The 17332-nt window shown below is 55.6% G+C and carries 16 protein-coding genes; 14 read left to right on the top strand and 2 right to left on the bottom strand.

The features are described 5' to 3' along the window. The 13 genes from GOX53_RS29640 to GOX53_RS26925 form a co-directional block, all read left to right on the top strand. The coding region (locus GOX53_RS29640; protein ID WP_217351960.1) for a hypothetical protein at positions 1 to 346 on the top strand (346 nt) is incomplete at its 5' end. 536 nt (positions 347 to 882) lie between these two features. Next, positions 883 to 2205, top strand: a complete 1323-nt coding sequence (locus GOX53_RS26980) for a sugar ABC transporter substrate-binding protein (RefSeq protein ID WP_171181926.1) — start codon at positions 883 to 885, stop codon at positions 2203 to 2205. A 57-nt stretch (positions 2206 to 2262) separates the two neighbouring features. Further along, positions 2263 to 3138: a carbohydrate ABC transporter permease gene (locus GOX53_RS26975; protein WP_171181924.1), complete on the top strand. Its 876-nt coding sequence runs from the start codon at positions 2263 to 2265 to the stop codon at positions 3136 to 3138. Next, a complete protein-coding gene (locus tag GOX53_RS26970) occupies positions 3135 to 3962 on the top strand; it encodes a carbohydrate ABC transporter permease (protein WP_171181921.1) in 828 nt (275 codons plus the stop codon). The genes GOX53_RS26975 and GOX53_RS26970 overlap by 4 nt, the downstream gene beginning before the upstream one ends. Next, positions 3962 to 5023: an ABC transporter ATP-binding protein gene (locus GOX53_RS26965; RefSeq protein ID WP_171181920.1), complete on the top strand. Its 1062-nt coding sequence runs from the start codon at positions 3962 to 3964 to the stop codon at positions 5021 to 5023. The genes GOX53_RS26970 and GOX53_RS26965 overlap by 1 nt, the downstream gene beginning before the upstream one ends. Before the next feature lie 179 nt (positions 5024 to 5202). Further along, positions 5203 to 6249, top strand: a complete 1047-nt coding sequence (locus GOX53_RS26960; protein WP_171181918.1) for a LacI family DNA-binding transcriptional regulator — start codon at positions 5203 to 5205, stop codon at positions 6247 to 6249. A gap of 419 nt (positions 6250 to 6668) precedes the next feature. Then, positions 6669 to 7055: a Fur family transcriptional regulator gene (locus tag GOX53_RS26955; RefSeq protein WP_171181916.1), complete on the top strand. Its 387-nt coding sequence runs from the start codon at positions 6669 to 6671 to the stop codon at positions 7053 to 7055. A 28-nt stretch (positions 7056 to 7083) separates the two neighbouring features. Further along, positions 7084 to 7692 (top strand): DUF2796 domain-containing protein, encoded by a 609-nt coding sequence (locus GOX53_RS26950; protein ID WP_171181914.1) that lies wholly within the window; start codon positions 7084 to 7086, stop codon positions 7690 to 7692. A 1-nt stretch (position 7693) separates the two neighbouring features. Continuing rightward, entirely contained in the window at positions 7694 to 8389 is a 696-nt protein-coding gene (locus tag GOX53_RS26945; protein WP_171181912.1) for an ABC transporter ATP-binding protein, read from the top strand. Further along, complete coding sequence (locus tag GOX53_RS26940; protein ID WP_171181910.1) at positions 8386 to 9636, top strand: ABC transporter permease; 1251 nt, start codon at positions 8386 to 8388, stop codon at positions 9634 to 9636. Before GOX53_RS26945 ends, GOX53_RS26940 begins: the two co-directional genes overlap by 4 nt. 20 nt (positions 9637 to 9656) lie before the next feature. Beyond that, positions 9657 to 10157, top strand: a complete 501-nt coding sequence (locus GOX53_RS26935; protein ID WP_171181908.1) for a DUF3299 domain-containing protein — start codon at positions 9657 to 9659, stop codon at positions 10155 to 10157. A 131-nt stretch (positions 10158 to 10288) separates the two neighbouring features. Next, positions 10289 to 11272 (top strand): hypothetical protein, encoded by a 984-nt coding sequence (locus GOX53_RS26930; protein WP_171181906.1) that lies wholly within the window; start codon positions 10289 to 10291, stop codon positions 11270 to 11272. After that, positions 11265 to 11819 (top strand): DUF3299 domain-containing protein, encoded by a 555-nt coding sequence (locus tag GOX53_RS26925; protein ID WP_371810443.1) that lies wholly within the window; start codon positions 11265 to 11267, stop codon positions 11817 to 11819. Before GOX53_RS26930 ends, GOX53_RS26925 begins: the two co-directional genes overlap by 8 nt. An 876-nt stretch (positions 11820 to 12695) precedes the next feature. On the opposite strand, the gene GOX53_RS26920 is transcribed toward GOX53_RS26925, so the two are convergent. Both GOX53_RS26920 and GOX53_RS26915 read right to left on the bottom strand, forming a co-directional pair. Beyond that, the gene (locus GOX53_RS26920) at positions 12696 to 14756 is read right to left on the bottom strand and encodes an NACHT domain-containing NTPase (RefSeq protein WP_171181904.1); all 2061 of its coding nucleotides are present in this window, start codon (positions 14754 to 14756) and stop codon (positions 12696 to 12698) included. Positions 14757 to 15410: 654 nt separating this feature from the next. Beyond that, complete coding sequence (locus GOX53_RS26915; RefSeq protein WP_171181902.1) at positions 15411 to 15923, bottom strand: nuclear transport factor 2 family protein; 513 nt, start codon at positions 15921 to 15923, stop codon at positions 15411 to 15413. Between the two features lie 244 nt (positions 15924 to 16167). On the opposite strand from GOX53_RS26915, the gene GOX53_RS26910 reads away from it, so the two are divergent. Next, positions 16168 to 17067, top strand: coding sequence for a LysR substrate-binding domain-containing protein (locus GOX53_RS26910; RefSeq protein WP_171181900.1), 900 nt, complete (start codon positions 16168 to 16170; stop codon positions 17065 to 17067). Positions 17068 to 17332: the final 265 nt, after the last annotated feature.

The following is a 17332-nucleotide window of genomic DNA, read 5'->3' as shown; positions in this document are numbered from 1 at the left end:
ATTCAAAGGTGGAAAATTCCAGTTCGCAATGGCCCGAAAATCGGGGGGAAGGTCAAATGCCACGAGACAGGCTGTGCCACGTGAAGACCCTGTTTTGTTGACTCATTTAGCATTGTTCGGCTTTGTCCGAGGTCTTCCGGTAGCCCTGAAGAAAGGTGTGTCAACCAACAACTGTAGCGTGACAGAACTTTGTTCAGCGTTTGACACACAAAGTTGCAGCAAGACGATTCCGGGAAGACGCATTGCCGCCATGGTTGCCTTAACTCGGCGCATTGCTGTTGTATTGCATCCCATGTGGCGCGACGGGATAAAATTCGAATACGTGGCCCCACCAATGGTCTCATAAACGCGAAGATATCAACACTCCGTTGAAGGTTGTCTGACGTCAGCCCTTGAAGTCCCTACCGGGATGCGGTTTCGAAGATGCCGAGTTCAGGACCGTGGTCCGTCTGTCGTTCTAGCACACCAATAAGATGGGTAATTCGGATCCGCACTAAACCAGCATCATGTTGACAGCCATCGCGCTGACCACGGATCGAAGCATGAACCCGGCTGCGATCTACTGGAAGGGGATGGGACGGCATCAAGACGGAGGACCAGATCTAACAATGAAGATCGGCGATCAGGTGAGGCTGCCGCAGATTGATCTGTGCACAATGCCCATTGACAGACCAACTCTCGCTACCGGAGTCCTGAACCTACGGAACTTGGATCTCATCAGTTTGGATGGAACAGAAGATTGCATTCAGTACCAGCAACAACTCAACGGCCGACCAACATAACCGCTTTACCTCCCTAAAAAGTGGAAAAATAAACATTGAATACGTATTCATGAAAACGTTATCCTCAATGAGAGTGTTGCGATTCGCGAGGGAGGAGAGAATGCGCAAACGAACTCTGCTGAAATCGGGCGTGGCTGCGATCACGATGTCGATGATGCCACTCGGCGCCATTGCGGATGAGGTTCCCTACAATCTGCAGGATGGCCAACCCTATGCCGGAACCAAGCTCAATATCCTGAGCGTCGTGACGCCCCAGTTTGACGGGTTGATGCTGCGCGACGATGAGTTCACCGAGCTCACCGGGATCGAGACCGAGTGGACGTTCATCCCCTTCGGTTCGCTGCAGGAAAAAATCAACGCCGAAGGTATCGCGGCAAACGGGACCTTCGATGTGGTGAACTATCTGGACAGCTGGGGACCGCCAAACGCACATTGGCTGATGCCAATAGACGACGTGATGGCGCGGGATGGAATCTCGATGGACCGGTATCCGGCGGCATTTGCAAGATCGGCCCAGTTCGAAGGCAAAACGCTTGGTTTTCCCCTGCGGGCCCATCCTCAGCTGATGTTCTACCGCAAGGATCTGATCCCGGAACCGCCGACCTCATGGGAGGAAGTGATCGAGATCGGCAAGAAGCTCAAGGAAACCAACCCGGATGTGGCTCCGCTGGCGCTGTATTATAACAATGACGGCAATCGGCAAAACCTGTTCATCTGGATCAACTTTCTTTGGGCTGCCGGCGCCGAAATCTTCAACGACGACTGGACCGCCGCGTGGACCAGCGAAGAAGCACTGAAAGCCACAGAGGACTATATCGCACTGCACACGGTGCATGGGGTCACCAACCCCAACAGTCTGGCTTTTGTCGAGCAGGACGCCCGCCAGTCCTTCATGCAGGGCAAATCCGCGATGATCCCGGTCTGGTGGTGGGCCTATTCCGGCTTCTACAACCCCGACTCGTCTACACTGACAAAGGACCAGGTCGGGTTCACCGGCATGCCGTCTTACCAGGGCCGGACCAAGACCTATGCGATCTCAATGCCCTTCTCGATCTCGGAATATTCCGGAAACAAAGAGGCGGCTTGGGAGTTCCTCAAGTGGCTTTCCAACCCCGAAATGGACAAGGCCAACGCCGTCGAGCGTGAGGTTGCCGGAAAATCGATCGTCAACAACGTGGTCACCCATATCTCGTCCCTGCAGGACGAGGATGTGAACGCGGCCAATGACGGCATTCAGGCTGCCGCTTGGGATTCGCTCAAAGAGTCCGACATCATGCCCCAGATCCCGGAATGGCCCGAGGTCGGCGACATTCTGTCTGCGGCCATCGCCAAGGCGGCCGCCGGTGGGGACGTCCGCGAGCTGATGACCGAAGCCGCCGAGCAGTCGAACCGCGTGCTCAAACGCGCCGGGCGTATCGAGTGATACTTCGCATGGCGCGGCCTCAAGGGCCGCGCCCGCGGCAATCGGATTGGACGGACCATGCGTGACAATACGCTGAAATACCTGCTGGTGCTGCCGGCGGTGCTGGTGGTGTTTGCCACCGCCATCTGGCCTCTGGTCGAATCCCTGCGCCTGTCCTTCACTGTGGGCCGGCTCAACAAACCCAACTTTCCGCAAGGCTATCTTGGGTTTGAGAACTATACCTGGGCCTTTCTGGAAGAGCCCGCCTTCTGGAACTCGGTCTGGGTGACTGCCATCTACACCGTGCTGACGGTTGCGCTGACGACCCTGCTGGCCCTCGGGCTGGCGATGCTGCTGGCCCCGGGCGGACGGCTCAGGTCGGGCGTGCAGACGCTGCTCATCCTGCCTTTCGCCATGTCGCCCGCGCTGATCGGCGTCTCGTTCCGGTTCATGTTCAACCCCGAATTCGGTTTGTTCGACGCCTTCTTCGGGGCCGTCTTTCCGCCGCTGGCCGATATCAGCTGGCTGGCGCACCCGCAGCTGGCCTTTGCGGTCTGCGTGATGGCCGATGTCTGGGGGTGGATTCCATTCCTGACGCTTGTGCTGATCGGCGGGCTGGCCTCGGTTCCGCCAGAAACAGTCGAGGCCGCGCAGGTTGACGGCGCCTGTGGCTGGCGGGTGTTTCGCGATGTGACATTGCCGCAACTCGCGCCCGTTCTAGCGGTGGTGATCATCCTCAAATCGATTTTCAGCCTGAAGACATTCGATCAGATTTTCATGCTCACCAATGGCGGGCCGGGCACGGCCACCCAGACGCTCAGTCACTACATCTACTTCAACGGTATGAAGTACGGGCAGATCGGGTACTCGGCATCTGTCGCCTGGCTCATGGTCATCCCGATGATCTTCCTCACCTACGCGTACGCCAAGTTCGTGTTCAGGAAAGCATCATGACCGGCCGTCAGAAAAAGCAGATCGTCAATGCGATCCAGATCGTGCTGATCCTGATCGCGATCTTCATCATGCTGATCCCGATCATCTGGATCTTCCTTGCCGCCTTCAAAAACCACGTAGACGTTTATCAGCTGAAACTGCTGTTCACGCCGACGCTGGAGAATTTCGGGATCGTATTCGATGCGCCCTATTATCTGGGCGCCAAGCTGATCAACTCGACCGTCGTGGCGCTTGTTACGGTTGTCATCGCGATCCCCATTGCCACCCTAGCGGCCTATTCCTTTTCCCGGTTCCGCCTGACCGGCGAAACAGCGATGCTGGTCATGATCCTGGCCACACAGTTCGTCCCGGCTGTGGTGATCATCCTGCCGTTCTTCGTGATGTTCCGCGACATAGGGCTGCTTGATACACGTGCCGGTCTGATCCTGGTCAACCTCGCCATTGTGATGCCGTTTGCCATCTGGATGATCAAGGGTTTCATCGACGGCATCCCACTGGACACCGAAGAGGCGGCGATGGTGGACGGATCTTCGCGAATGCAGGTGATCGTCAACATCGTTCTGCCGATGGCGGCGCCGGGCCTGCTGACGGCGGGGATCTTCTGTTTCATCATTGCCTGGAACGAGTTCCTGTTCGCGCTGATCCTGACCAACAAGGACGCGGTCACACTGCCCATCGGGCTGGCCCTGTTCAAAGGTGAAGAAGGCGATCTGTGGAACCTGCTCAGCGCGGCGGGCATAATCATCATGCTGCCGATGTTCGTGCTCGCCCTCATCATCCGGAAATACTTTGTGCAAGGCATGACCATGGGAGCCGTACGCTGATGGCCGAAGTCATTCTCAAGAATCTGACCAAACGCTGGGGCGATTTCGTTGGCGTCGACGACCAGTCCCTCGAAATCCAGGACCGGGAGTTCCTGGTGCTGCTCGGCCCCTCGGGCTGCGGCAAGACCACGACCATGCGCATGATCGCCGGTCTCGAAGATCCGACAGATGGTGAAATCTGGATCGGAGACCGCATGGTCAACGATGATCTGCCAAAGGATCGGGACGTGGCCATGGTGTTCCAAAACTATGGCCTCTACCCCCACATGACGATCTTCGACAACATCGCCTATCCGCTAAAAGTGCGCGGCACGCCGAAGCCGGACATCGGACCCAAGGTGCACGAAGCCGCCGAAAAGGTGGAATTGACCCAGTTCCTGGATCGCAAACCCAAGGCCTTGTCAGGCGGTCAGAGGCAGCGGGTCGCGCTGGCGCGCGCCATCGTGCGCACACCCAAGGTCTTTCTGATGGATGAGCCGCTGTCCAATCTCGACGCCAAGCTGCGGGTGACGATGCGGGCCGAGCTGAAACATCTCAGCCGCCAGATGAAGATCACGACGGTCTATGTCACCCATGACCAGATCGAAGCCATGACCCTGGCCGACCGGGTGGCGGTGATGAAGCACGGGGTGATACAGCAACTCGGCACGCCGGACGAGATCTACAACGATCCGGCCAACCTGTTTGTCGCCGGCTTCATCGGCTCTCCGGCCATGAACCTGATCAACGGGTCGGTTCATGATGGCATGTTTGTCACCACAGGCGGGACGCGGCTGGTTCGCGTGGCAATCCCTGATCGTCCAGCGGTCATCCTTGGCGTGCGCGCCGACGACATGAAGGTGTTTGAACCCGGCGAAGGTGACATAGACGTCACCATCTACGCCTTCGAAAACACCGGTGAAAGCACTTTGCTGACGGTTCAATGGGGGAAACAGCGCGTCATTGCCCGCGGCAGCCGGCATCTACGCAAGAACCAGGACGACGTTGTCGGCATCTCGCTTTCGACCGAGCATCTATATCTCTTTGACCCGGAAACCGGCAGCCGGATCCGCGAGCCCTGAACAAAAAAGAGCTTCTGATGAAAGACACCGTGGCTCGGATCAGAATACTTGGTCCAAACCCTTTGCGAAGAACGGCCACCGCCAATGCTGAACGGCGTAACGTCAACGTGAGACGCTGTAGAGGGACCGCCGTTCACTGTGATATTGCTGCGGAGTATCATCGACCAAACGGGTAGCGGATGCGTGTGAACCGAGTAACAGCCGCCGAAGTGGCCAAGCTGGCCGGGGTGAGCCAGCCCACCGTCAGCCGTGTTTTCATGCCCGGCTCGAAGGTCTCGGAAGACAAACAAAAACGTGTTCGCGAGGCGGCAATCAAACTGGGTTACCGCCCCAACACGCTGGCCAGATCGTTGAACACGGGCCGGTCGCGCACAATTGGAATAGTCCTCGCCTACCTCAAGAATCCGTTCTACACCGAAGCGCTTGAAAAGCTGTCTGCCGGGTTTCACGAACATGGTTACCACATCATGACGTTCTTTGCGTCGAACCTGACCGAAGAGGTCGATGGCGTGGTCGAGGATCTGCTTGCCCATCAGGTGGACGGCATAATCCTGGCATCCGTCAGCATGTCCAGCGAACTCACCAGCAGATTGCGCGACTACGGAATCCCTCTGGTTCTGTTCAATCGCGGGCAGGATGATCCCAGCATCGCCTCGGTGACGTCTGCCAATTTCGATGGCGGCCGGCTTGCCGCGAAATACCTGCTTGCCGGAGGCCACAAACGGATAGCGCATATTGCAGGCTGGCTGAAATCACTGAACGGCCGCGAAAGGAAGGCCGGTTTTCTGGCCGAAATGAAGGCTCAGGGCATGGAGCCTTTCAAGATAGTCGACTGTGAATACAGCAGAGTGATTGCGCATCAGGCGACGCTTGAACTGTTTCGCGATGGCAGCGGCCCGGATGCGATTTTCGTCGGAAACGACCACATGGCCTTTGCGGTTCTTGAGACGCTGAAACAGGAGCTTGGTCTGGATGTACCGGAAGATGTTTCCGTTGTCGGCTATGACGACGTGGCAATGGCCGCGTGGAAAACGTTTGACCTGACCACCTTGCGGCAACCGGCGAACCGAATGGCCGAGATCACTGTGCAGATGCTACTTTCCATGATCGAGAACCAGGAACCCTCTCCTAGGCGGATTGAAATTGAAAGCCCGCTGATTGAGCGTGGCAGCGCCAAAAAGCCCGACAACTGGCCAAGGGATCTGTTGCAAACTCTTGACGGCTGACACTGAAAGGGCTGGGGCGCCAAAGAGCGACAGCAATTTCTATGAGAAGGCTGGTCCTTGATTTCCCTCAAAGGCGTGCAGTGTCCGGCGAGAGTGATTTTGTCCGCTGTGTACTTCCACGTCCGCAACGGTGCCTCCGACCGGGACCTGCATTGGTCCTGGCCGGACAATCGGATGTTTCAGCCGTGAATATGTGTTTGATCCGGCCACCCGCAATTCCGGCATGTTTGCAATCCAAGCGCCGGATAAATGCAATCCGTCACGAGTGTCGGAAAGGGAACGCAGCGCACGGTTGCGCTGCCAGAAAGCGGCTCCGAGCCCGAGTGCCAAATGCCGCAAGTGGATTGGAAGTCCGCTCTTCACACACCGCAGGTAATTACTTTATAAAATAACAAAATACATCCATCGGAGACTTTGACATGAGAAAGCGCGCCACAGCACGGCAGCAGGACGTGTTGAACGTGCTGAATGCATGCGACAAACCGATGACGGCCTATCAAATCCTCGAAGAATTACAGGCGGATGAGCCGGATATTGCGCCTCCGACGGTGTATCGCACACTTTCGGCGCTGACCGGTCAGGGGCGCGCGCACCGCCTCGAATCGATCAAGGCGTTCGTGCCTTGTCGGTGCAGTCACGCCGAAAGCGTTCCGGTTCTTGCCATTTGTGAAGACTGCGGATCGGTCGAGGAACATGACGGAAGTGGTCTTCTGCTACCGCTGACCAAACTCACAGATCGCAGCGCATTCTGCGCTGAACGGCACATTGTCGAAATCCACGGGCGATGCGGAACCTGCGCTGCATGAGCCCTTTGTCACCCGCATTGGAGATCCTATGAAACAGACCCTGTCTTTGATTGCCATCCTCGCCGCCTACCCTGCCCTTGCAGAGGAAACCCGTCAGCTTGACGCACATGAGCACGGCGTCGGCGCCTTGAACATTGCCGTCGATGGAACGACCTTGGCTATGGAATTCCACGCGCCTGGCGCGGACATTGTCGGGTTTGAGCATGCTGCGAACAGCCAGGAAGATCGTGCCGCCGTGGACGCCGCCGTCGCGACGCTTGCCGCGCCACTTGATCTGTTCGTATTGCCCGCCGGGGCCGAATGTTCGGTGACGCAGGCAAGTGCTGAGCTGGAAAGCGAAGAGGATCACGAAGATCACGCCGCAGACGAAGACCATGAAGACCACGAGGATCATGAAGAGCATGCGGAGCATGATGAACATGAAGAGCACGCCGATGAGGCAGGGCACACCGAGTTCCATGCCGAATACACGCTGAACTGCGCCAATCCCGAAGCGCTTACCGAAATCACCTTTGCCTATTTCGACACTTTCGAAAACGCGCGTGAATTGGAGGTGCAGGTTATCACCGCCTCCGGTGCTCAGGCGTTCGAGGTGGAACGCGACGCTCCGGTTCTGGACCTGCGGAGCCAGTTCTGATTTGAAACCAGCCGTTCTCAGGATCGCAGATGTCGGCTTTCGCTGGCTAGGGCGGGCCGGGTTTTCCCTTGCGGTGGCCGACTTCTCCGTTGCTGAGGGCGAAGCTGTGCTTCTCTTAGGTGAAAGCGGCTCGGGTAAATCGACGCTTCTGTCGCTGATCTGTGGCACAATTCTCCCGTCGGCGGGTCAGGTGCATGTTGCGGGCACCGACATTGCGACGCTTTCCGGCGGCAAGCGTGACAGGTTTCGCGCCGAGCAGATCGGTGTGATCTTTCAGCAGTTCAATCTGCTGCCGTTCGGAACGGTCACCGACAACATTCTGTTGCCGCTCCGCTTTGCCCCGGAACGACGGAAACGCGCCGGGGATGCAAAGGTCACCGCCTTGGCGCTCTGCACCTCACTCGGATTGCCCGACGACGTGGTATCGGCAAAAGCCAGTTCGCTGAGCGTGGGGCAACAGCAACGGGTGGCCGTGGCGCGGGCCTTGATCGGCCAGCCGCCCCTGATCATCGCGGATGAACCAACCTCGGCCCTGGATGCGACCAGTCAGACCGCTTTCCTCGAACTTCTGTTTCAACAGATCGCCGACAGCGCCAGCTCCCTTCTGATGGTCAGCCACGACCCCCGCTTGGGGGATCGGTTCGATCGTGTCGTCCGCATGGAAGACATCGCACGGATTGAGCGGGCCGCAGCATGATCCTGCGTCTCGCAATCGCATCGCTCCTCGCGCGGGCGCTCACCGTTGGAATGACCATCCTTGCCATCGCCCTCTCCGTCGCGCTGTTTCTTGGGGTCGAAAAGGTGCGGACCGGGGCCAAGGCCAGCTTCGCCGATACGATTTCCGGAACGGATTTGATAGTCGGCGCCAGGTCGGGTTCGGTGCAGCTTTTGCTGTACTCGGTGTTTCGCATCGGCAACGCGACCAACAACGTCACGTGGGAAAGCTATCTGGATATAGCGGCGCGGCCGGATGTGGATTGGATCGTACCGATCTCGCTGGGCGACAGCCACCGGCAATTCCGGGTCATGGGAACAACGCAAGGGTTTTTCGAACACTACAGGTACCGGCAGGGAAGGCCGCTCGAGATGTCCGATGGGGTCGTCATGGATGACCTCTTTGATACAGTTATCGGCGCGGACGTCGCAAAAACATTGGGTTACAGCGTGGGCGACCCGATCATTGTCGCTCATGGCCTTGCATCCTTCACGGAACACAAGGATCAGCCATTCCGCGTCTCGGGCATTCTTGAAAAGACCGGCACGCCGGTTGATCGGACCGTGATCGTGAGCATGCAAGCCATCGAGGCAATCCACGTGGATTGGCAAAGCGGGGCGCAGATCCCCGGTCAGTCCACCCCCGTAGAGGCCATCCGCCAGATGGATCTGGAGCCAAAAGCCGTGACCGCAGCCCTTGTTGGCGTCAAAAGCCCGCTCCAGACTTTTGCCTTGCAGCGCGCCATCAATGAGTATCCCGAAGAGCCTTTGCTGGCGATCCTTCCCGGCGTGGCGCTGCAGGAGCTCTGGGGCATTGTCGGCATCGCGGAAACGGCGTTGTTGGCCGTATCGGTGATGGTGGTGGTTACCGCACTCATCGGAATGATGGCCACGATCTTTTCCAGCCTGAATGAACGCCGCCGGGAGATGGCGATTTTTCGGGCCATGGGAGCAAGACCTGAGGTTATTCTCGGCCTTCTGGTGCTTGAGGCGGTGTTGATGGCTGCTGTCGGGACGCTGCTTGGTCTCGCCTTGCTCTACGTCGGCCTGACAATCGCGCAGCCCATCGTCGACGCTGCATTTGGTCTTTGGGTGCCCATCGACACCCCCTCGATGCGGGAAATCTTGACCCTCCTCGCTGTCATCGGTGCTAGCGCACTTGTGAGCCTGGTCCCGGCCTTGCGCGCCTACAGAATCTCCTTGGCTGATGGTATGATGGTAAGGACGTGACGTAGGGAACAAACTCACCCATGCTGAATCGCAGATCTGCCCTGATGCTTTTGACTGCAACGGCAGCCGCGCCGACAACAGTCTTGGCCAGAACACCGAGGGAGATCACGTGGGACGACCTTATTCCACCGGGCGTTCCATATTCTGAGATCATCGGTGAAGGAGAGCTGGATGAAGCAAAGGATCTGTGGAACCCAATCTACGACGCCAACGGCTTCAAATTGAACGAAGCGCTGAATGGCGCCTACATCAAAATGCCCGGTTTCATTATTCCCTTCGACGTGAGCGCCGAGGGCGTAACCGATTTCATGCTGGTGCCTTATGTCGGCGCCTGCATTCACACTCCACCGCCGCCTGCCAACCAGCTTGTTATGGTGAGGGCTCAAAAGCCCTGGCCGGGGGATCAATTGTGGGATCCGGTCTGGGTGACAGGGACGATGCGAACCCAATTGCAATCGACCAATCTGGGTCAAACCGGCTATTCGATTGTCGCAGATGAAATGGAAATCTACGAATGGTAGTCGGGCTGGAATTGCGACGCAAACAGGCGCGGCGACCGGCCCTTGGCCGGGGACTGCGCGCATCGGCATATGGTCTTTGCGTAATGGCGTTCTCTGTTGCTTCGGGCCCGGCTTCGGCCTGCGCCTTTGACATGGTCAAACCCGAGCGGACTCAAATCGACTGGATCGTGGAGTCAGAGAAATTGGTATTGGCGCGCCCCGATGATGAGAACCCCTTTGCCTTCGATGTGACCCGCATCCTGGTTGGCGAAGATGAGGGACCACCGATCAGCCAGCTTGTCGACAGCATGACCCGGCGAAAACTGGCCACGGACACCTCGGAAACAGTGCTGTTTGCCCATAACTCCGACATCGGATGGCGACGGGTTGCCTATGTTGACGAAAGCTATCGCAACATCCTCGATACGGCGCTGGAGTATCGCGTAACCTGGCAGACGGGTATGCCCCAAAGCCGTTTGGATTTCGTCACCGCTCTGCAAAACAGCAGTGTCCCAACACACAAGGCCATCGTAATTGGTGAGCTCGACAAGGTCCCATACGCAGACCTGCGTGCGCTTGATCTGCGGATCCCGAGCGAAGAGCTACTGCGGGATTTGTGGGCGCGCAACGGATACCCGTATCAGGCCATTCGCGCCCTGCTTTTGGGACTATCCGGCACGCCTTCCGCTCGGGCGGAAATCCACGACTACATAAACCGCGCCTCGGACCGGATATGGGCTGACAACCTTGGTGCCTTTGCTGCGGCCTTCATCGAACTTGAGGGGGTCGCAGGGGTGGAGCATTTGGCAAGTCGTATGCTTCTTGACCCGAAACAGCCGCTGGAAAAGCTTGAGCAAGTTGTGATGGCCATGTCGGTGCATCACGGCCTGGACAACCCGGAGCTCCAAGAGGCTATCCAAATCGCAATCCACGATCTGATCAACCAACGTCCCGAAGCGGGCGTAATCGTCGCACGGCAGTTTTCCCTCAGATCCGACTGGTCGCAGTCAGCCATTCTTGAGCCGCTGGTGCGCGAGCGCAAAATTGCTACACTTGGCGACCTGTTGACCGTATCGGTATATCTTGCCAAATCCCGCGAAGAGGCCGCCATAGCTGACGGAGAACGAAATGAGTGATCGGTCAGAACTACCTGTAGCAGAGGCGTTGAAACTCCATGCCAAAACAGACCGGGTCCGGCGCAGGCTCTTGGGCAGCATGCTGGTTTTGCCGTTCTTGAGCAAACAGGCCTTTGCCGAGGATATCGTTGAACTGCGTTGGAGTGATCTGCTCCCGGAAAGCGATACGTTTGTGCCGGATGTCTTGCGCGGTGTGATCGAGCATGAAAACGCGCCGCTCGCCAGCCAGCAACCCGAATCCAGCGGCATTCGAACCGAGTGGAATGGCATGACCGTGCGGCTGCCGGGTTTCATCGTGCCTATTGACTACAGCGGCGCCGGCGTGACGGCCTTTATCCTTGTGCCCTATGTCGGTGCCTGTGTGCACGTTCCGCCACCACCGGCCAATCAGCTGGTTTTTGTGACAACGGAACACCCTTACGAGAGCGAAGGTTTGTTTGAAGCCGTCAATGTCACCGGCAGGTTTGGCGTGTCCTCCATCTCAACGCAGCTCGCAGAAATCGGCTACGCATTGTCGGCGGACAAGATTGAACCCTATCCCGCGTAGTTTTCTGTTGCCTCGACGCAGGTAGCAGGCCTGCATTGAATTGTGTTGGCGTTCGAAAATGCCTTCGGGACATCAGAGTTCTTCCGCGAACAGCCTTAAAGCAATGATCACGCTCCTGGCTCTTGTGATCGAGCCGGGCGGCACGGCGTAGCTTGGTCGAAAGACAGTGCTGGCGGGCATTGTGACAATCACACGTTCGCTTTGCGGAAGCGCGCTATGTTAGCCTCGTCTCACTTCCGCCAGCAGGGGGCGCTCTGCCTGGATGCGACAGCAAGGATCACGACGGGTGCAGCCGGCTCCTAGAAAATGGGCTGGACAGAAAGCACCAAAAGGCACGTAGATTCACATGCGCAGATTGATCCTGAAACTCGCCGTCAAGACACGCATCAGATACTGCCGAAATCAGGTCGCTAGAACCCCAGAAATAGCATTACTGTTCAAAGCGTTAGGAGGGACTCTCAGACCCTCAGGTCTGTTTTGGTGCGGTCGAGAGGACTCACAAGTTCTTTTTTTTCCAATGCAGTACATTGCCGATTGCGTAAATTATGCGGAACTGACTTCATAATCCTCCCTTCTCACAGCGGCCTCGACAATCTTCTCCAACCGGAAGAATGAGCCCTTACCAGCTATTGCTGCGGCTTCACGCGCCTGCAGTCGCGGCAAGATGGTTCGGCCCTCACCTGCCGTTGACCACCATCGGCCCCTGCTGCGGTGCGCCCGTGATTCCGGACATTCGCTGCAACCGCGAAATTGGGTGTTGGACGAATTCACGCAGTGCGCAACACTGCCGTCATTCAATGTGAATCAACTAAAAACGAGGTAGAATTCTGCCTACCATATCTACCTCAAAATTTGCCTAATCAAATAGATGACAACCTATTTTGTGGATGGCGTAGCCGACGCCAACTCCTGCCAAGTGTGCAGTGGCACAATTAAAGAGTCCCTTCGGACAGGGAAAAACTGTCGTTCTTTACTTGGTGCAATCAAGATGAACTTATCCGTGCTTTCTAAGGGGCGTACAGACCAATCGACTTCAATTCCTCGGATACCCTCCAACCGTTCGCTGTCGCTCATCAATTGCCGGATAATAGGAATAGTAGGATCCCTTCTTAAATCCTCTTGAGTCGGAAGTTCGGAATCGGAGATATTTTGCATCTCAGCTTCAATCGGGGCTTCACCCCGAAACCAATACAGTGATGAAATTCTCATGAGATTGTATATTGCGATTTCATTATCTTCAAAACTTGGCTTCTCAATTGCCAGTCGTCGCAAAAATGTCAGAAAGTATTCCTTAGGAAGAGACGCCAATAAGAAACAATTATGCACTAAATAGTCAAGGTAATCAGCAGGCGACGTGGAAATCGAAACTGCAACCGCAAGTTCGGAGTTCAATCTCGAAGCTTCTAAACGGTCGGGTGGCTTGTGGCGTTTTACCATATGCTCGGCGGCGAGATACTCCTGCAACGATTTGTGCGAGAATTCGTACGCGTTTTTTCCCGTACGAATCAGCAACCCAGTATGCCCCTCAATTTCACTAAAAACCTCAATGCAGTCGTCTTTTCTAAATTGAAATTGCCGGTGAAGTTGTTCAAATGTTTTTTCCAAATCTTTCGGTCCAACGGTATATTTTCCCAACTCCACTGAAAAAAAGTGCGCGACCTTAGTAAGGAAGTCAAATTTTTCATCGATATGAAAGTTCTCAAACCTTGACTTTCGTGTTACAAACCTTTGCCGATCCCACTCCTCAAGCAGCAAGTGAACAATTTTTCTGTAAATGTGCTTTGGTTTCTCTGGAATGTAGCCTGTGCGGTCATAGACCGCACACAGGTGCGCCAGCGAAAGGGGTTTTGTCGCATTATCGTAGTAGGGAACCTTCCTCAATTGCTTTAAAAATTGATCCGACTCTCCTTCATTCCTAAGCCACTTTTGTGCAAGCAATTCTATCTTTTCTTGTGTCAAAGCTGCAATTTGATACTCCTTGAAGTCGTTTCCAACGTCCAATTCACCAATTCTGCTGGTTACAATAATTTTAAAAGCGGAACACCCATTGGATTCCTTCGAGAGCCACGAAATATCACGCTTGACACTTTCACGCAACTTCGGATCTGAAACTTCATCAAACCCGTCCAGAATAAATAACGGTCGAGCCTCACGTATCACGTCCATAATTAGGCCTTGCTCGGCTTCGCTGACCCTCTTTTTAATAATTGCCCAAATTTTGGATAGTGTTTTCTGAGAAGAAGCAGTGTCTTTACCATCAGGTTCTGGAATTAGGGATTCAAACCGCCTTTCGACGGAAAAAAACTCTTTTACGAAGTGAAAAATTGGCTGTTGTATACTAGGGTCTGGCGTTAGATCCCGCAACCTGATAAGGACAGGAAATGAGTAGCTACCATTCAATTTCGAGATTCCCTTATGAAACAACAGAATTACGCGCTTCATCGTAGTTGTTTTCCCGGCTCCAGGAAGACCGGTTATTAATACATGACTAGGGCAGCTTTCGATTATCGGAATAATTGTCTCAGAGCGGCTTTCCATCGGTCCCTTAGACGGTCCATAGTCATCTTCATGACTGCGCAGGAAGTTAGTTTCTAAATCAACATAGACGCTTTCAAACTCTTTTGGGTGCCGCATGTCGCGAAAGTTAACTACTGACGCCCATGCAACTGTAGAACTGATGTGACGTGATAATTTTTGATCAGTATAACCTTCGTCGAAACTGACTGAGATTCTTGTTACCGATCCTATAGTTGCCCTGTAACTGTCAGTATCTTTGACTTTCTTAAAAACTATTGGCAGAGAAACTTCCCCTTCTTCGGAGATATCATTTTTGCTTAGCTCTATTTTCTCATCTCTTTCGATTTTCGAGATAAAATACTTTTTTGCCACGTCAATTGCGGCCTTGACAGTTTCCTTAGCAGCAAATTCGATAACCAACGTCTGCCATCCTTATGTAGCCCGGACCCAAAATTGCAACGCCTTGATTAACATAACACATGATCCTTATGCCTTTCCACTGGTTCGCTTTGCGATGCACCGATACCGTTTCTGCAGTGAATGCCTACGCACCGTGCTTTCGCCTGGTGCTGCGTCACCGTACCCGGCTGGGTCGCCTTTGGGCTGAGGCTGTGTGAAAACTCAGATTTTGAGGGGCCCGGAAGAATACGGTTCCGACACGTTGCCATTCGGATGATTATTCTCCCGAATGACTGTGTTCGCCGGCCCTTAGAAGAACAAAATCCCGCGGCAAATCAAGAATTGTGATGTTCACGCGGCCTCGGCTCAGAACTGACCCTGGATTCAGTGCAGCATCACCTCGATCTCAGCTCGGATGGGCGTCAGAGCCGACCCACTCCGGGCACTCGACCTGGTTCTCCCATTCTGAGTCGCGGGCCCGCATTCCGGACAATCGCCGCACCAGCAAATTCACGACGAGAAGAACTTACTGATCGGGGGCCAAAGCCGGCCAAAGTGTGTCTTGGCCATAGGTCAGCTTCGGTGTTGGAATCCACATCCTGACAGTGTTGCTATTTGAGCGAACGCCGCCTCAATCTAACGCTTTGCGGTGGGTCGACTGACAGTGTGCCGCGGTCAACACGGCCCCGCTGGACCTGAACATGCCGGCGCGACAGGCAGGCTTGAACTCAGTATGCTCGTGTTTGTGTTGGACCAGATATCCCGCGCGACGCGCCAAGCGCCATCGTCTTCTCGGCGGTAGATGTGGATCCCGTGACCGGTCGAGACAGTCGCCAAGCCCGCGCCGTGCGGAACATCCGTCGCGGTAAACGCATAGCGCTCAAAGGCCCAATCAACCGCCACTACGAATTCTAGCGATCGCTTTTCCCAGGAGGTTTGAGCCGCATCGAAGTACCCGCGAACCCAGGGCGTCACGTCAGATTTGCCTTCCATGACAGGCGTACCGGGCGGGATGAACACAACGTCATCTGTAACGGTTTCGAGGAACCGGTCCAGATTATTGGAATTGATTGCCGCAAGGTAGACGGTGTGTGCGGCTTGCGCCGTCTCTGCTCGGATGTCCGAGAGCACGGGTGTCGCAAGAGCCAATCCCATGACTGCGACAAGCTGAGAAATTTTTCTGGTCATTTCAGCCTCCATATCCGGCAGCGGCTCGCCGTGGCCTGTCGTCGGCTTTCAACTTGCACCGTCAAACGCGGCGCAAGATGAACCTGTCCCAAGACAATCCGATAGGCCGCAAAGGCAACCGCAGTTTCTGATAGTCACACCACTCATTTCTCGACTCGCTATGGGGTGTGCCTCTTATCAATATCGCCCTATTGTCGACGTTACGAGTCAGGGATAATTCGCAACAATTAAGTAGCACTACTGAATGAACCTTATTGACTGGCATAAGTTGCCTCCGCTCACGACCCTACGCGCCTTTGAAGCGACCGGGCGTTTGGGCGGCTATTCTGCGGCGGCACGATCGCTCAATGTAACAACAGCCGCGATTGCCCAGCAGGTGCGAAAACTTGAAGCGGATCTGGGCATCGCACTTGTGCGCCGCGACGGACGTGGACTTGCTTTGACCGCAGCGGGCCGCACGCTTGCGGGGACGCTCAATGACGCCTTTGAGCAGATCGCAAAAGGGATTGACGATGTTTCGGTTCAGGAGGCCGCTCGCGGCGTGCGCGTGTCTACGACCGTCAGATTTGTCGACGCAGTCATCATGCCGCGCCTGAGCGACTTTTGGGCAAAGCATCCCGGTGTCCAAGTGTCCTTCGCTGCGGAAGGGAATTCTTGGGACCTCGACCTTGAAGCCTTTGATATTGCGATCCGCGGAGGCCCGCCGGACCATGTTTGGAACGGTGCCGCCCAGAAACTGCTTCTCAAGTCACCTTTCGTTTTGTGTGGGACACCAGAACTCGTCAGGTCGAGCGCGAAAGACTTGGCGGGTGTGCCGTGGATCCGAGATAACAGCATCGGTGGCCATGTTTTTGAAGGAGTTGTTCGAGACGTAGGACTGTCTCTCGCGGAGCTTCAACTCGTTGATCCAGGAGGTCCAAAATTTGAACTCGACGCCGCTTTGCAAGGGTACGGATTGCACCTTAGCCCTGAAGTGACGGTCAAAAAGCACTTGGACCAAGGTGATTTGGAAGCAATTGACATTCGCCTGGACTGGGTTGCCTGTTATTTCGCGGTCTACCGCAAGGGACGCGTCTCCAATCAAGTTAACAACTTCCTGAAATGGCTTACGGTCACGTGTGCGCCGCTCTCATATGGAGCTTGAGAAACTCGATCGGACACTCATGCAAACCGCGGCATTTGGAAATTTGGGCGCTTCGCCGCCATCGGGGTCAGTGCAGCATGCCTCTTCTGTCCAGGTAGCTGGCAGTTGAGGACGGCCCAAAGCCGCCCTCCGTCCGGGTGTAGAGATGCTGCGATGCGGCCCGTTGAACCTGCCATTCGCTGCGAGAGCTAAATCGGGTGGTGGTCGAACTAAAGCCTCCCGCCATTAACCTGAGACATAGCCGGCAGCCTTGAAGTAGTTCCAG

The sequence above is a fragment of the Ruegeria sp. HKCCD8929 genome, assembly GCF_013031405.1.
GTDB lineage: Bacteria > Pseudomonadota > Alphaproteobacteria > Rhodobacterales > Rhodobacteraceae > Ruegeria.
This window is presented reverse-complemented; position numbering and strand designations above follow the sequence as displayed.